Raw genomic sequence first — 15,581 nt, 5'->3', positions numbered from 1 at the left:
GGGACCATGACGCAGGCAGCAGCGAGGCTCGTCGAGCTCGGCGAGCGGTACTTCCGGATCCAGCACACCTACGACCCCTACAACGCCACCCTGCTCGGCATCGCCGAGTTCGACGGCCTGGCCGGCGACCCCAGCCGGGCGGCCAGCGAGGCCGCGGCGGTGGCGTTCGCCGCCCTCGACGCGGAGATCGCCGCGATCGACGCGGGCGAGCTCGACGACGCCGGCCGGGTCGACCTCGGGGTGCTCACCGTGCTCTCCCGCGGCGCCGGCCGGGACGCCCACCACGCGCTGTGGGCGGCCAACGCCTCGGCCAAGGGCTACGTCAGCCGGCAGGGCCTGGTGTTCCAGGCGGTCCCGGCGATGACGATCACCGACGCCGGGTCCGCCGCCCGGTACGAGTCGCGGCTGGCCGGGCTGGGTGCGTTCTTCACCGCGCTGGCCCAGCGGTACGCCGAGGAGGCGGCCGCCGGCCGGGTCTCGACCCGGCTGGGCATCGAGCACGCGATCGGCCAGCTCACCGGCCACCTCGCCCGCGACCTGGACGATGACGCGCTACTCGCCCCCACCGCCGAGGCCGACCCGGCACTGCGCGAGCGCGCCCGGGAGACGATCCGCACGGACGTGCGCCCGGCGATGACGGTGCTGGTCGAGCAGTTGCGCGCGCTGCTGCCCGGCGCCCGGCCCGACGACGACGTCGGGATCAGCCACGTCCCCGGCGGCGAGGCGGCCTACGTCGACGCGGTCGCCCGGCACACCACCACCGACCTGACCCCGGCGCAGGTGCACCAGATCGGCCTGGACACCCTCGCCGAGCTGCGCCCGCGCTGGCTGGAGATCGGCGCCCGGGCGCTGGGCGTGGGCACCTTCGCCGAGATCGCCGAGCGGCTGCGCACCGACCCTGCACTGCGGTTCGAGACCAGCGCGCAGATCGTCCAGGTCGCCGAGCAGGCGCTGCAGCGCGCCCAGGCGGTGCAGGACGACTGGTTCCCGCACTTCGAGATCCCCCCGTGCGTGATCGAGCAGATCGACCCGGTCGACGCGGCGGGCGCGGCGATGGCCTACTACCGGCCGCCCGCCGTCGACGGCAGCCGCCCCGGCGCGCACGTGCTGCTGGCCACCCACCCCACCGAGCGCTTCCGGTTCGAGTACGAGGCGCTGGCCTTTCACGAGTCGGTGCCCGGCCACCACCTGCAGCTGGCCACCGCCCAGACCCTCGACCTGCCCCGCTACCGCCAGCACCTCGACGTCGAGGCGTGCAGCTTCAACGAGGGCTGGGGGCTGTACGCGGAGTCCCTGGCCGAGGAGATGGGGCTCTACAGCGGCGACGTCGCGCTGCTGGGCATGCTGTCGTTCGCCTCGCTGCGGGCCTGCCGGCTGGTCGTCGACACCGGGGTGCACGCCTTCGGCTGGTCCCGCGAGCAGGCCGTGCAGTTCATGCTCGACAACACCGCGACCACCCGCGAGCACGTGGTCAGCGAGGTCGACCGCTACATCTGCTGGCCGGGCCAGGCGCTGGCCTACGTGATCGGCAAGCGCGAGATCGTCCGGCTCCGCGAGCGCGCCACCGCCGCCCTCGGCGACCGCTTCGACCTCGTCGGCTTCCACGGCGCCGTCCTCGGCGGCGGCGCGCTGCCGCTGCCGGTGCTCGACGACGTCATCACCCGCTGGACCGCCGGTCTGGCACCTGCAGAGGAGCACGCATGGACCTGACCGTCAACGGCGCCCGGCTGACCGTCGAGGTGACCGGCCCCGAGGACGGGCCGGTGCTCATCGCCCACCACGGTGGCGGCGGCATCGGCTCCCTCGCCGAGCCCCGGTCCACCTTCGGCACCCTGGCCGACCGGTTCCGGGTCGTCGTCTTCGACGCCCGCGGCTGCGGCACGAGCGAGGGCGTGGAGCCCTACTCCCACGAGCAGTGGGCCGCCGACGTCGAGGGCCTGCGCGAGTGGACGGGTGCCGAGCAGATCGTGGTGGCCGGGGGCTCCTACGGCGGCTTCATCGCCCTCGAGTACGCCGTCCGGTACCCCGGCCGGGTGCAGGCGATGGTCCTGCGCGACACCTCCGCCGACGGCAGCAACCTCGAGCTGGCCTTCGAGAACGCCCGCAACCAGGACCGGGTGGAGATCGACTGGGAGCGGTTCAACCGCTACTGGCACGGCGAGACCCGGGACGACGCCGACCTCAAGCAGCTGTGGAGCGAGCTCATCCCGCTGTACGACAAGGACTACGACGCCGAGAAGTCGGCCGCCGCGGTGGAGGCCGGGTACTACCGGCACGAGGCGCACAACTGGTGCTTCCAGCACAACTGGGGCTCCTACGACGTGAAGGCCGACCTCCCCGCGGTGACCGCGCCGACCCTGGTCACCGTCGGCCGCTACGACTGGGTGACCCCGGTCAGCTCCTCGGAGACCATCGCGTCGCTGCTGCCCAACGCCGAGCTGGTGGTGTTCGAGGAGTCCGGGCACTCGCCGCAGAACGAGGAGCGCGAGCTGTTCCAGTCGACGATGCGCAGCTTCCTCGACCGGGTCGTCCTCGCGTGAGCGGGCCCCTGGTCGTCATCGGCGCCGGCGCCATCGGCGGGACCCTGGGCGCGCACGTGGCGCGGGCCGGCGGCGACGTCCTGCTCTGCGACGTCGACGCGGAGCACGTGGCGGCGATCAACGCCCACGGGCTGTCGATCGAGGGCCCGGTCGCCGAGTTCACGGTGCGGGTCCCGGCCGTGACGCCCGACGGCCTGCCCGACGTCATCGAGCGGGCGGTCGTGGCGGTCAAGAGCCACCACACGCCGGCCGCCGCCGAGCTGCTGCGCGACCGGCTGGCGCCGGACGGGTTCGTGCTCACCGTGCAGAACGGGCTCACCGCCGACGTCCTGGTCGACGTGCTCGGCGCCGAGCGCGTCATCTCCAGCTTCATCAACGTGGGTGCCGACTACCTCGGCCCGGGCCGGATCGTGCAGGGCAACGTCGCCGCGTTCCACGTCGGCGAGCTGGCCGGCGGGGAGATCACCCCACGGGTGCGCGAGCTGGCGGCGCTGCTGCCCTACGCCCAGCCGACCGCCAACGTGCTCGGCTACCTGTGGGGCAAGGAGGCCTACGGCGCGATGCTGTGGGCCGGCGCGGTCTCCGACCTGACCATCGCCGAGAGCCTGGAACGGCCCGCGTACCAGCCGCTTATGGTCGCCCTGGCCCGCGAGGTGCTCGCCCAGGCGCCGGTGCCGGTGGAGAGCTTCGACGGCTTCGACCCCGCCGACCTGGAGGGCTCGCTGGACCGGCTGGCCGCCTTCAACCGGCGCAGCGCCAAGCAGTACAGCGGCATCCACCGCGACCTCGTCGTCCGGAAGCGGAAGACCGAGATCGACAGCATGCTGCGCGACCTGGACGGCCCGATCTTCTCCAAGATCGGCGAGATCGTGCACGACATCGAGCAGGGTCGCCGGGTCAACGAGGTGGCCAACCTCGACGAGCTCGCCGCCTACGCCGCCTCGCTCTGACCCACTCCCGAGAGGAACCCCATGCGTGCTGCCCTCTACCAGGGCGCCGGCGTCGTCGTCGTGGACGACGTCCCCGACGCCAGCATCGCCGAGCCCACGGACGCCGTCGTGCAGGTGCTGCGCTCCTGCATCTGCGGGTCGGACCTGTGGTCCTACCGCGGCATCGTGACCCGCGCCGCCGGTGGCCGGCAGGGCCACGAGTTCCTCGGCGTCGTCACCGACGTGGGCGGGGCGGTGACCACGGTGCGCCCCGGTGACCTGGTGGTCGCCCCGTTCACCTGGTCGGACAACACCTGCCCGGCCTGCGCCGACGGGCTGCAGAGCAAGTGCGACAACGGCGGCACCTTCGGCGCACCCGGCACTGACGGGGGCCAGGGCGAGGCGGTGCGCGTGCCGCAGGCCGACGGCACGCTCGTCGCCGTCCCGGGCGGGGTGGAGGGTGTGGACGACGCCCGGCTGACCGCGCTGCTCACGCTGACCGACGTGATGGCCACCGGCCTGCACGGCGCCGTGCTCGCCGGGGTGACCGAGGGCTCGACCGTCGCGGTCATCGGCGACGGCGCCGTCGGGCTGTGCGCGGTGCTCGGCGCCACGCAGGTGCTGGGTGCGGAGCGGGTGATCTTGATGAGCCGGCACGCCGACCGCACCGCGCTCGGGCGCACGTTCGGCGCCACCGACATCGTCCCCGAGCGCGGCGAGGCCGGCATCGCCGCCGTCCGCGCGCTCACCGGCGGACGCGGCGTGCCCTTCGTCGTCGAGGCCGTGGGCACCCCGGAGTCGTGGGAGATGGCGCTGGGCATGGCCCGGGCCGGCGGACACGTCGGCGCGGTCGGCATCCCGCACACCATGCCGGAGCTGCCGCTCTTCCCGATCGTCCGCTCGCACCTCACCGTGGGGGCCGGCATCGCCCCGGTGCGCAGCTACCTGCCCGACCTGATCGACCGGGTGACCAGCGGCCGGCTCGACCCGGGCGCGGTGTTCGACCTGACCCTGCCGCTGGCCCGGGTCGCCGAGGGCTACGCCGCGATGGACGAGCGCCGCTCCATCAAGACGATGCTGGCCGGGTGACAGACGCGGGGCCGGTGGGTAGGGGACGGTCATGACCCAGAACGTCACCGAGCCCCAGATCAAGCCCCTCGCGCTCGTGACCGGTGCCTCCAGCGGCATCGGCTTCGAGCTGGCCAAGCAGTTCGCCGAGCACGGCTACGACGTCGTGGTCAACGCCGAGGACGCCGGCATCCAGAAGGCCGCGATGCTCATCCAGGCCTCCGGTGCCCAGGTGGTCCCCGTCCAGGCGGACCTGCGCACCGAGCAGGGCGTCGCGCAGCTGTGGGAGGCGGTGCAGGCGCTCGGCCGGCCGCTGGAGGCCGCTGCGCTCAACGCCGGCGTAGGCCAGAGCGGTGCCTTCGTCGACACCGACTGGGCCGACGACCTGTCGATCATGCAGCTCAACATCGTCTCCACCGCCGCGCTGCTCAAGCTCGCCCTGGTCGAGATGACCGCCCGCAACTCCGGGCGCATCCTGGTCACCTCCTCGATCGCCTCGACGATGCCCGGCGCCTACCAGCCGGTCTACAACGCCTCGAAGTCCTTCGTCCAGTCGCTCACCGAGGCCGTGCAGGCCGAGCTGGCGGACAAGGACTCCGCGGTCACCGTCACCTCGCTGATGCCCGGCCCGGTGGACACCGACTTCTTCGACCGGGCCGGCCTCGAGGACACGTCCATGGGCCAGGGCCCCAAGGACGGCGCGGACGCCGTCGCCGCGCAGGGCTTCGAGGCGCTGATGGGCGGCGAGCGCAAGGTCGTCGCCGCGTCCCTGGCGACCAAGGCGCAGGCCGCGGCAGCCGGCGTGCTGCCCGACTCGGTCAAGGCCGCCGTGCACAAGGTGATGGCCAAGCCGCAGGACTGACCGGCCGGACGGCGGCCCGCGTGGCCGCCGTCCCGACCGCAGGTCAGCGCACGGGCGCGGTGGAGGCCCGTTCGACCAGCACCGGGTCGACCAGCTCGGCCCGCTGGACCGGGTGGTCGACGACCATCCCGCTGAGCTGCTCCACCAGCAGCTCGGCGGCCCGCCGGGCCAGCAGCTCGGCGCGGTTGTCGACGGTGGTCAGCGGCGGGGACCACCAGGCGTAGAACGGCTCGTCCTCGGTGCAGATCACCGAGAGCTGAGTGGGCACCTGCAGCGGGCCGTCGCCGATCACCGGCAGCGCGCCGAACGAGGCCTCGTGGTTGCTGATCAGCAGCGCGGTCGGCGGGTCGGGCAGCGCCAGCAGCTCGGTGGCCGCCTGCCGCCCGAAGTCGGGCGTGAAGTCCCCGCGGCGCACCAGGTCCTCGTGCAGCGGCACACCCGCGTCGGCCAGTGCCCCGGCGAACCCGGCGTGGTGCAGCCGGCCGGAGGTGATGTCCGGCGGGCCCTCGATCGCGGCGATCCGCACGTGCCCGAGCTCCAGCAGGTGCCCGGTGGCGACCCGGGCAGCGGTCTCGTAGGCCGACATCACCGACGGCGCCAGCGACCCGGGCACCTCGCGGTTCATGGTGACGACCGCCTGCCCCTCCTGGACCAGGGTGTTCACCAGCTCGCTGTTGGCCCCGCTGCCCGCCACGACCACGCCGTCGAAGCGGTGCTGGCGCACCGTCTGCAGGAACGCCGCCTCGCGGGCCGGGTCGCCACCGGTGGTGCAGACGAGGACCTCGTACTCCTCCTCGGCCGCCCATGCCTGCAGCGTCTCGGCGATCGTGTGGAAGGTGGCCGTGCGCAGGTTGTTGACCACCAGCCCGATCAGGCCGGTGCGCCGGGTGCGCAGGGCGCTGGCCATCCGGTTGGGCTGGTACCGCAGCGCCACCGCGGCGGCCTCGACCCGGGCGCGGGTCGAGGGCAGCACCGCCGGGTGGCCGGACAGGGCCCGGCTCGCCGTGCTGGTGCTCACCCCGGCGGCGACGGCCACGGAGTTCAGGGTCGCCGGCACAGCTCGTTCCTACCTGTGCCCGGCTCGTCCCGCACGGTCACCCCCCTGCGCGGGCCGACGGTGTAGGTGTGCCGTCGGCGAGGACACATGCCGCGATGGGCTGAAGGACACATGCTGCCGTGATCTTGCAGGTGAGGCGGCCGGGAGCCCGGTCCCCGACCCCTCGGCCGAGGGCCCGGGCGGGGGGCCACAGGGACTGTCGTACCCCCGTCGTACGGTCGCCCGAGCTCCTCCACCGGAGGGTCGGCGAGAGGGGGAGACGTGTACGAGGTCGAGGGCGGGCTGGTGGTCAGCGCCAGCGACCTGACCGGCTTCCTGGAGTGCGAGCACCTCACCCGGCTGTCGGTGGAGGTGGCCCGCGGTGAGCGCGGCCGGCCACCGGCGGTCGACCCGATGACCGCGCTGGTCGCCGAGCACGGCATCGCCCACGAGGCCCGGCACGTGCAGCGGCTGCGCGACCGCGGCCTGAGAGTGGTCGAGATCGCCGGTCCGGCCGGGAAGGACGCCGCGGGGCTGCTGCGGGCCCAGGCCGAGACGCTGGCCGCCATGCGCGCCGGCGCCGACGTCGTCTACCAGGCGACCTTCTTCGACGGCACCTGGCGGGGGCACGCCGACTTCCTGCTCAAGCGCACCGACCGGGTCAGCGACCTGGGCCCGTGGGCCTACGACGTCGCCGACACCAAGCTCGCCCGGCGGATCAAGGTGCCCGCCCTGCTGCAGATGGCGCTCTACGGCGACCTCCTCGCCGGCCTGCAGGGCGTGCCGCCCGAGCTGCTGACCGTGGTCACCGGCGACCAGCAGGAGCTGGTCTTCCGGTACTCCGACGCCGAGGCCTACACCCGGGCGGCCCGGACGCGCTTCCTGGCGCGGCTGGCCGACGGCGACCTCGCAGCGCCCTACCCGAACGCGCACTGCGGGGTCTGCCCGTGGCGGGAGACGTGCACCGAGCGGTGGCGGGCGGAGGACTCGCTGTCGCTGGTGGCCACCATGCGCCGCGACCACGCCACCGCACTGGCCGAGGCCGGCATCACCACGGTCGCCGCGCTGGGTGTCCGCCGGGCCGAGGAGCTGCCGGAGTCGATCGGCCGCACGTCGGCGCAGCGGCTGGCCCAGCAGGCCCGCCTCCAGCTCGACGAGCGGACGACCGGCGTGCCCTCCTACGAGTTCCTGCCGCGCGAGCCCGACCGCGGTTTCCAGCTGCTGCCCCCGCCCAGCTCCGGGGACCTCTTCTTCGACATCGAGGGCGACCCGTTCGCCGGTGACGCGGGCCTGGAGTACCTGTGGGGCGTGCTGGACACGGCAGGGGAGTTCACCGCCCACTGGGGCTGCGACCCGGCTGCCGACGACCAGTCCGCCGCCGAGCGGGCCGCCTTCGAGGCCGTCGTCGACCAGCTCACCGCGGCGTACGCCGCCGACCCGACCATGCACGTCTACCACTACGCGCCCTACGAGCCGACCCGGCTCAAGACCCTGTCCGCCCGGCTGGGCACGCGGGAGGCCGAGGTCGACCGGCTGCTGCGGGCCGACGTCCTGGTCGACCTCTACGCCGTCGTCCGGCAGGGGCTGCGGCTGAGCAAGGAGTCCTACTCGATCAAGCAGGTCGAGGACTACTACCGCGGCCACACCCGCGCCCACGGCGAGACGGTGTCCGACGCCGGGGAGAGCATCGTCGCCTTCGAGCGCTGGCTGGCCACCCGCGACCAGCAGCTGCTGGACCAGATCGAGGCCTACAACCGCGACGACTGCGTCTCCACCCACGAGCTGCGCGACTGGCTGGAGGAGCGGCGCACCGAGCTGCTGGCCACCGGCGCGGGGCTCGGCCGGCCCGAGGACGGCGACCCCGAGGGCTCGGCGGAGAACGCCGCCGCCCAGGGCCTGCGCGAGGCCCTGGAGGACCGGCTGCTCGCACGCCTGCCCGAGGTCGGCCGCACCCCCGAGCAGGAGGCGACCTGGCTGCTGGCCCAGCAGCTGGGCTGGGACGCCCGCGAGGCCCGGTCCGCGTGGTGGGAGTACTTCCGGCTGCGGGACTCCGCCGCCGAGGACCTCGAGCGGGAGACCGCGGCGCTGGGCCCGCTGGAGGGCGCGGAGCTGCTCGGGGTGACCGGGCGGTCGGAGCACTGGCGGTACACCTTCCCGCCGCAGGAGACGAAGGTGTCGGCCGGCAACCGCTACGAGCACCTGCTCGCCGCCGCCGACGGCAGCCGTCCGACCAGCTCGGTCGTGGAGATCGACCCGACGGCCGGCTGGGTGGTGGTGGCCCGCCGCGCCGGGCTGGGGGCCGAGCACCCGACCGGGCTGCTGCCCACCTCCCCGCCCAGCGACCGGCTGTTCCGCGCCGCGCTGCACGACCTGGGCGAGCAGGTCGCCGGCAGCGGCATCGACGGTCCCGGTCCCGCCCGGGCCGCCCGCGACCTGCTGCTGCGCCGGCCGCCGCGGCTGCTGCCCGGCACGCCGCAGCGCGAGCCGGGGGAGGGGTCGGCGGCCGCGGTGCAACGGCTGGCCGGCCGGCTCGACGGCGGGGTGCTCGCCGTCCAGGGCCCCCCTGGTGCGGGCAAGACGTACACCGGCGCCCGGGCGGTCGTCGAGCTGGTCCGCGCCGGCCGGCGGGTCGGACTGACCGCGTCCAGCCACAAGGTGATCGGCAACCTGCTCGACGCGGTGATGGTCGCCGCGCGGGAGGCCGGCGTGCCGGTGCGGGCGCTGCAGAAGGCCGACGACGTGCAGCGGTGCAGCGACGCCGACGTGCGCTGCGTGACCAGCAACAACCAGGTGGTCGACGCCCTCGACTCCGGTGACGTCGACCTGGTCGCCGGCACCTCGTGGCTGTTCGTCCGGCCCGAGCTCGCCGGCCGGCTCGACGTGCTCGTGGTCGACGAGGCCGGGCAACTGGCCCTGGCCCGCACCCTGGCGGTGAGCCGCGCCGCGACCAACCTGGTCCTGCTCGGCGACCCGCAGCAGCTGCGCCAGCCCGGCCAGGGCATCCACCCCGAGGGCGCCGACGTGTCCGCGCTGCAGCACGTGCTGGGCGAGGACCCGGTGCTCCCCGCCGAGCGCGGGGTCTTCCTCGACCGCAGCTGGCGGATGGCCCCGGCGCTGTGCCGGGTGGTGTCCGACCTGTCCTACCGCGGGGAGCTGCAGCCGGCGCCGGTCACCGCCGACCACGCCCTCGACGCACCGGCGCGGTGGGCGGCGCCGGCCGGCATCGGCTGGGTCCCCGTGGTGCACGAGGGCAACGGGTCCGCCTCGCCCGAGGAGGCCGCGGTCGTCGCCGCGCTGGTCGGTGACCTGATGGGCCGGCGCTGGCACAGCGGCGGGGTCGACCGGGTGATGGGGCCCGCCGACGTCCTGGTGGTCACGCCGTACAACGCGCAGGTCAACCAGGTCCGCAGCGCGCTGGCCGCAGCTGGCCTCGGCGGGGTGGAGGTGGGCACGGTCGACAAGTTCCAGGGGCGGGAGGCGGCGGTCGCGGTGTTCTCGCTGGCCGCCTCCAGCGGCGCGCACGTGCCGCGCCGGCTGGACTTCCTGCTCGACCGGCACCGGCTCAACGTGGCCCTGTCCCGCGCCAAGACCGTCGCCTACCTGGTCGGCAGCCCGGCGCTGCTCACCTCGCCGGTGCAGACCCCCGACCAGCTGCGGCTGGTCAACGGGCTCTGCCGGCTGGTGGAGGTGGCGACCGGGCGGTCCCCGGCCGGCGCGTGAGCGCCCCGCCGGTCGACCTGCCCACGTGAGCGGCCCGCCGGTCGACCTGCGCCGCGCACCGCCGCCCACCTCCGCGGCGGTGCGCGACCGGTTCCGCCGGCAGGGCCGCCGGGACACGGTTCCGGAGCTCGCAGTGCGCCGGCGTCTGCATGCCCGCGGGGTCCGGTACCGGGTCGACGTCCGGCCCTGCCGTGAGACGCGTGCCCGTGGCGACCTCGTGTGGAAGGGCCGCAAGCTGGTCGTCTTCGTCGACGGGTGCTTCTGGCACGCCTGCCCGAGTTGCGGTCACCTGCCCACCGCCAACGGCGGCTGGTGGGCCGAGAAGCTCGCCGCGAACACCGCGCGCGACCGGCGCACCGATGCCGTCCTCACCGGGCTGGGCTGGCGCGTGCTGCGCTTCTGGGAGCACGAGGACCCCGACGCGGTGGTCGACCGGATCTGCGCGGAACTGGGTCGGGACCAGCCCTCGACCGCGGATGCTGGTTAGGCTAACCTCACCAACATCCGGTGGCGCCGTTGCCGGGACGACGACGTTCGGGAGACAGCGATGACCACCGCGTTGCGCGAGGCCACCGGGACGGCGGTCGCCGAGCCGGCACTGCGCGTGGTCCCCGAGCCCGTCGCCGCCCCCGGGTACCGCTTCTTCGACGTCACCGTCGCCCGCGTGCAGCGGCTGAGCCCGAGCTTCCTGCGGCTCACCCTCGCCGGTCCCGAGCTGGCCCGCTTCGGCGCCGGCCGCGACGACCAGCGGATCAAGCTGGTGCTCTCCCGCGACGGCTCCCCGGTCACCGACCTGCTCACCGACGGCCCGAACTGGTACGCCGAGTACTGCGCGCTGCCCGACGACCGCCGCCCGCACCTGCGCACCTACACCGTGCGCGCCGCCCGCCCCGACCTCGCCGAGCTCGACGTCGACGTCGTCCTGCACGGCGTCGACGGTGGCAACGCGGGCCCGGCCGCCAGCTGGGCGGCCGCCGCCCGGGTCGGCGACCCGATCGTGCTGCTCGGCCCCGACCGGCCCCGTCCGCGCAGCGCCGCCAGCGGCCGCGCCTGGGGCGTCGAGTGGGCCCCGCCGGCCGACGGCACCCTCGTCCTCGCCGGCGACGAGACTGCGGTCCCGGCGATCAGCGCCATCCTCGAGGCGCTGCCCGGCGGCCGCCGCACGGTCGCCGTGCTCGAGGTCCCCGAGGTTGGCGACGTCCTCTCCCTCGACCTCGCCCCGGGCATCGAGGTCCACTGGCTGGTCCGCGGCACGCGTGGGCACGGCGCGGCCCTCGGCCCGGCCGTGCACGCCGCGCTGTGCAGCCTCGGGCTCGCCCGGGCCGGTGCCGGGCAGGAGCCCGAGGACGTCGACCTCGACGGCGGCATGCTGTGGGAGGTGCCCGACGTCCGGCCGACCGGCTGCTACGCCTGGCTGGCCGGGGAGGCGGGCATGGTCAAGGCGCTGCGCCGCCGGCTGGTGCGCGACCTGGGCATCCCGCGCACCTCGGTGGCCTTCATGGGCTACTGGCGCCGGGGCGCCGCCGAGGGCGCCTGAGCTCGTACCGTCGGCCGGGTGCGTCCCTTCCTGCTCGTCCTGCTGGTCCTGTTCGCGGTCTGGGTCGCCCTCACCGTCATCGGTTTCATCGTCAAGGGCCTGCTGTGGCTGGCCGTGATCGGCGTCGTCTGTCTGGTCGTCACCGCCTACGCCGGGGGCTCGCGCCGCCGGTGACGGTGCTGCTGGTCGACGTGGCGAACACCGTCGGCGCCCGGCCCGACGGCTGGTGGCGGGACCGCGCCGGCGCGACCGCCCGGCTGCTCGACCGGCTGGCGCTGCTGCCCGGCTCCGACGTCGTCGGCCCCGACGGGGCGCCGGTACCGGTGACCGCGCTGGTCGCCGTGGTCGAGGGCCGTGCGCGGGACGTCGCCGCCCCGCCCGGGCTGCGGCTGGTGCGTGCCCCCGGCAGCGGGGACGACGCCCTCGCCGCGGTGGCCGCCGACCTGGTCGAGGGCGACGACGACCTCCTGGTGGTCACCGCCGACCGGGAGCTGCGCTCCCGGCTGCCCGCGGCCGCCCGCACCGCCGGCCCGGGCTGGCTGCTCGGGGTGGCCGACGCTGCGGCCGCTGACCGGGCGGCCGACGCCGACGAGGTGCAGGATCGGTCCCCGTGAGCGTCAAGAAGTTCCTCAACGACCCTGACGACCTGGTGGTCGAGGCGCTGGAGGGCCTGGTCACCGCCTCGGCCGGCCGTCTCCGCCTGCACCGCGACCCGCTGTGGCTGGAGTCCGCGGCCGGGGGGACCGACCGCCGGGTCGCGCTGGTGTCCGGTGGCGGGTCGGGGCACGAGCCGCTGCACAGCGGGTTCGTCGGCCCCGGGATGCTCGACGCCGCCGTCCCGGGTGCGGTGTTCGCCAGCCCGACCGCGCTGCAGGTGGTCGCCGCCGTCCGCGGGGTCGACCGGGGTGCCGGCGTGCTGCTGGTCGTGAAGAACTACACCGGCGACGTGCTCAACTTCCGGATCGCGGCCGAGATCGCCGCCGAGGAGGGCATCGAGGTCGAGACCGTGCTGGTCGACGACGACCTGGCCAGCGAGTCCGACGACGGGCCGGGCCGCCGGGGCACCGCGGCCACGGTCGTGGTGGAGAAGGTGTGCGGCGCCGCCGCGGCGCGCGGGCTGCCGCTGGCCGAGGTGGCCGAGCTGGGCCGCCGGGTCGTCGCCGGCGCCCGCAGCATGGCCGTCGCGCTGGAGGGCGCGGTGCACCCGGGCGAGGACGTGCGCTCCTTCGACCTGGCCGCCGACGAGGTCGAGCACGGCGTCGGCATCCACGGCGAGCGCGGCATCGACCGGCGCCCCATGGCCTCGGCGCACGAGCTGGTCGGCGCGCTCACCGAGCCGCTGGTCGCCGCACTCGGGCTGGCCGACGGCGACCGGGCGGTCGTCGTCGTCAACGGCCTGGGTTCCACCCACCTGCTCGAGCTCTACGTCGTCTTCCGTGAGGTCGCCGCGCTGCTGGAGGCCCGCGGCGTCGCCGTCGCGCGCAGCCTGGTCGGCCCCTACGTCACCGCCCTGGACATGGCCGGCGCCTCGGTCACCCTCGTGCGCGCCGACGACGAGCTGCTCGGGCTCTGGGACGACGCCGTCACCACCACCGCGCTGACCTGGGAGACCCGATGACCGCCACGCTGGACCGTGCCTTCGCCCGCCGCTGGGTCGACGCCTTCGCCACCGACTTCGAGCGGGAGCGCGCCCGGCTGACCGAGCTGGACCGTGCCGCCGGGGACGGCGACTTCGGCGCCAACCTGCGCTCGGCGCTGGGCAAGGTGCAGCAGCGGCTGGCCGCCGACCCCCAGACCGCCCGCGCCGTGTTCGCCGCGGTGTCCGACGCGTTCCTGGACACCGGCGGCACCAGCGGCCCGCTGTTCGGCATGTGGTTCCGGGCGCTGTCCCGGGCGCTGCCGGAGACCGACCCGGCCGACGTCACCCAGCTGGCCGAGGGGGTGCGGGAGGGCACGGCCACCGTGCAGCGGCTGGGCGGTGCCGAGGTGGGCGACAAGACGATGGTCGACGCGATGGTCCCCGCCGTCGCGGCGCTCACCGACGCCACGGGCACCGGGCCGCAGCAGGCGCTCACCGCCGCGGCCGAGGCCGCCGAGGCAGGAGCCGCCTCGACCGAGGACCTCGTCGCCCGACGGGGGCGGGCCAGCTACGTCGGTGAGGTCGCCCGCGGGGTCCTCGACCCCGGTGCGCTCGCGGTCGCGCTGTTCTTCCGGGCCGGCGCCCGCGCGCTCGACGGCTGAGGCCGTCGGGCAGGGTGGCGGCATGACCGCGATCCCACCGTCCGCGGTGCGCGCCGCCGCCGACCTCGCCTCGACCGCGCTGGCGGCGGTGACCCCCGAGCTGCTCACCGCACCGACGCCGTGCCGCGACTTCGACGTCCGTGCGCTGCTGGACCACCTGGCGTGGGCCGCGGTGCTGTCCCAGCGGGCCGCGGTGCGGATGCCGCTGGAGCACGACCCGGACAGCCTCACCCCCGCGCCGTTCCTGGACGGGCTGCCGGTGGAGCAGTGGGCGGCCGCGGTGCCCGCCGAGCTCGACACCGCCGCCGACGCGTGGGCCGACCCGGCCGCCTGGGAGGGCGAGACGCTGATGGGCGCCACGCCCATGCCGGCCGCCGTCGTCGGACCGCTGATGCTGGCCGAGTTCGTGCTGCACGGCTGGGACCTCGCCCGCGCGGTCGGGGCGCCCTACGACGTCCCGGCCGCGCTGGGCGAGGCCACGCTGGCCGCGGTGGAGCCGATCGCGTAGCTGGGCCGCGACGGCGGCTGGTACGGCCCCGCGGTGCCCGTGCCGGACGCCGCGCCCGCGGCCGACCGGGCGCTCGGGCTCACCGGCCGCGACCCGCGCTGGACGCCCTGACGCTCAGTCCAGCGGCTTGACCAGGGTGAGCCGGGTCGAGCGGCGACGGCCGGGCAGACAGGCGGCCGCGGCCAGGGCGAGGGCGACGCCGTCCTCGATCAGCCCGGCCCGCAGGTCGGGCATCCGGGTGCTCGCCCACTGCCGCCAGGCCAGCCCGCCGAACGAGCCGGCCGCCGAACCGACCATGCCGGCGACCACCGGCCAGGCGGCGTTCGCGCCCTGCCGCCGGGCCAGGAGCCCCGCCCCGGTGGCGCCGCTGGCCAGCCGGGGCGGCAGGCCGGCACCGCTGGTGCGGTCGGGGGTGCTGGGCTGCTTGTCGCCGTACAGCTCACCGGCCAGCGAGGCGAACGAGGCGACCTTCTTCAGCGCCCCGGTGTCGGCCGCGGTGAGCGTCGGGGCAGCCAGACCCAGCGAGCTGCGGCTGCCGGTGGCGATGCCCAGCAGCAGCGAGCGGCGCACCAGGTCGGCGGAGGCCCCCTGCCGGGGCAGCACCCGCTCCTTCGGCGTCGGCAGGCTCTGCACGACCGCCTGCACGGCCGCGCCGTAGGCCAGGTGCGGCAGGGCGTCGGCGACCCAGTCCTCGCGCGACCAGGTGCGCGGGTCGCTCACGCCGAGCAGGGCGACGGGGACGTCGGTGGTGGCCATCGACGCCGCGCCCTTGACCACCGAGCCCACCGGGAAGGGCATCCGCACGCCGGCGGAGCGGACCAGGCTGGACACCACCCCGACGGTGAGCCCGTTGGCGATGCCCAGCAGCGCACCGAGGCCGGTGGCCCGGCTGGCCCGCTCACCCCCGGACCCGGTCAGCCGCTGGCCGGTGGCCGCGAGCAGGGCCTGGACGGTCTGCTCGGGCACGGTGCTGGCCGGGCGACCGCGCAGGGTCATGTCGAGGTAGGTGGCAGCGGTGAGGGCGGTGGTGCCGGCGGCGCCGGCCAGCAGCCCCCGGGTCAGGGTCCCGGTCATCACCGGAGCCTGTACGTCGCGGGCCCGCCCGGCAACCGCAGTGGACCGGTGGACCGGCTGAGCAGG

The 15,581-nt window shown here is 75.5% G+C and carries 15 protein-coding genes; 13 read left to right on the top strand and 2 right to left on the bottom strand.

What is annotated here, in order from left to right; genetic code table 11:
- Window positions 1-6: 6 nt before the first annotated feature.
- The 5 genes from O2W14_RS17810 to O2W14_RS17790 are packed head-to-tail and all read left to right on the top strand — an operon-like array spanning window position 7 to window position 5,399.
- On the top strand, window positions 7-1,710 hold the full coding sequence (locus O2W14_RS17810) for a DUF885 domain-containing protein (protein ID WP_269177459.1): 1,704 nt from the start codon (window positions 7-9) through the stop codon (window positions 1,708-1,710).
- Window positions 1,701-2,540 (top strand): alpha/beta fold hydrolase, encoded by an 840-nt coding sequence (locus O2W14_RS17805; protein WP_269177458.1) that lies wholly within the window; start codon window positions 1,701-1,703, stop codon window positions 2,538-2,540. Before O2W14_RS17810 ends, O2W14_RS17805 begins: the two co-directional genes overlap by 10 nt.
- Entirely contained in the window at window positions 2,537-3,490 is a 954-nt protein-coding gene (locus O2W14_RS17800) for a ketopantoate reductase family protein (RefSeq protein WP_269177457.1), read from the top strand. The genes O2W14_RS17805 and O2W14_RS17800 overlap by 4 nt, the downstream gene beginning before the upstream one ends.
- Window positions 3,491-3,511: 21 nt before the next feature.
- Window positions 3,512-4,558 (top strand): zinc-binding dehydrogenase, encoded by a 1,047-nt coding sequence (locus O2W14_RS17795; protein ID WP_269177456.1) that lies wholly within the window; start codon window positions 3,512-3,514, stop codon window positions 4,556-4,558.
- A 31-nt stretch (window positions 4,559-4,589) separates the two neighbouring features.
- Window positions 4,590-5,399 carry an SDR family NAD(P)-dependent oxidoreductase gene (locus O2W14_RS17790; RefSeq protein WP_269177455.1) on the top strand — a complete coding sequence of 270 codons (810 nt, stop codon included), beginning with the start codon at window positions 4,590-4,592 and terminating at the stop codon, window positions 5,397-5,399.
- A 43-nt stretch (window positions 5,400-5,442) separates the two neighbouring features.
- Here O2W14_RS17790 and O2W14_RS17785 read toward each other — a convergent pair whose 3' ends face one another.
- Window positions 5,443-6,456 carry a LacI family DNA-binding transcriptional regulator gene (locus tag O2W14_RS17785; protein ID WP_269177454.1) on the bottom strand — a complete coding sequence of 338 codons (1,014 nt, stop codon included), beginning with the start codon at window positions 6,454-6,456 and terminating at the stop codon, window positions 5,443-5,445.
- 261 nt (window positions 6,457-6,717) lie between these two features.
- On the opposite strand from O2W14_RS17785, the gene O2W14_RS17780 reads away from it, so the two are divergent.
- Genes O2W14_RS17780 through O2W14_RS17745 form a run of 8 tightly spaced genes read left to right on the top strand, consistent with a single transcriptional unit; the run spans window position 6,718 to window position 14,441 of the window.
- Entirely contained in the window at window positions 6,718-10,155 is a 3,438-nt protein-coding gene (locus O2W14_RS17780) for a TM0106 family RecB-like putative nuclease (protein ID WP_269177453.1), read from the top strand.
- 25 nt (window positions 10,156-10,180) lie between these two features.
- Window positions 10,181-10,642: a very short patch repair endonuclease gene (locus O2W14_RS17775; protein ID WP_269177452.1), complete on the top strand. Its 462-nt coding sequence runs from the start codon at window positions 10,181-10,183 to the stop codon at window positions 10,640-10,642.
- Between the two features lie 60 nt (window positions 10,643-10,702).
- Window positions 10,703-11,692, top strand: coding sequence for a siderophore-interacting protein (locus tag O2W14_RS17770; RefSeq protein ID WP_269177451.1), 990 nt, complete (start codon window positions 10,703-10,705; stop codon window positions 11,690-11,692).
- Between the two features lie 18 nt (window positions 11,693-11,710).
- Entirely contained in the window at window positions 11,711-11,866 is a 156-nt protein-coding gene (locus O2W14_RS17765) for a hypothetical protein (RefSeq protein WP_269177450.1), read from the top strand.
- Complete coding sequence (locus O2W14_RS17760) at window positions 11,863-12,306, top strand: hypothetical protein (protein WP_269177449.1); 444 nt, start codon at window positions 11,863-11,865, stop codon at window positions 12,304-12,306. The genes O2W14_RS17765 and O2W14_RS17760 overlap by 4 nt, the downstream gene beginning before the upstream one ends.
- Window positions 12,303-13,310 (top strand): dihydroxyacetone kinase subunit DhaK, encoded by a 1,008-nt coding sequence (locus O2W14_RS17755; RefSeq protein WP_269177448.1) that lies wholly within the window; start codon window positions 12,303-12,305, stop codon window positions 13,308-13,310. The genes O2W14_RS17760 and O2W14_RS17755 overlap by 4 nt, the downstream gene beginning before the upstream one ends.
- Window positions 13,307-13,933 carry a dihydroxyacetone kinase subunit DhaL gene (gene dhaL / locus O2W14_RS17750; RefSeq protein WP_269177447.1) on the top strand — a complete coding sequence of 209 codons (627 nt, stop codon included), beginning with the start codon at window positions 13,307-13,309 and terminating at the stop codon, window positions 13,931-13,933. Before O2W14_RS17755 ends, dhaL begins: the two co-directional genes overlap by 4 nt.
- A 22-nt stretch (window positions 13,934-13,955) precedes the next feature.
- Window positions 13,956-14,441 (top strand): TIGR03086 family metal-binding protein, encoded by a 486-nt coding sequence (locus O2W14_RS17745; protein ID WP_269177446.1) that lies wholly within the window; start codon window positions 13,956-13,958, stop codon window positions 14,439-14,441.
- A gap of 114 nt (window positions 14,442-14,555) precedes the next feature.
- Here O2W14_RS17745 and O2W14_RS17740 read toward each other — a convergent pair whose 3' ends face one another.
- Complete coding sequence (locus O2W14_RS17740; RefSeq protein ID WP_269177445.1) at window positions 14,556-15,515, bottom strand: hypothetical protein; 960 nt, start codon at window positions 15,513-15,515, stop codon at window positions 14,556-14,558.
- Between the last annotated feature and the right edge of the window lie 66 nt (window positions 15,516-15,581).

The sequence above is a fragment of the Modestobacter sp. VKM Ac-2986 genome, from assembly GCF_026967795.1.
GTDB lineage: Bacteria > Actinomycetota > Actinomycetes > Mycobacteriales > Geodermatophilaceae > Modestobacter.
The sequence above is the reverse complement of the archived record's forward strand: the minus strand, read 5'-3'. Positions and strand labels throughout refer to the sequence as shown.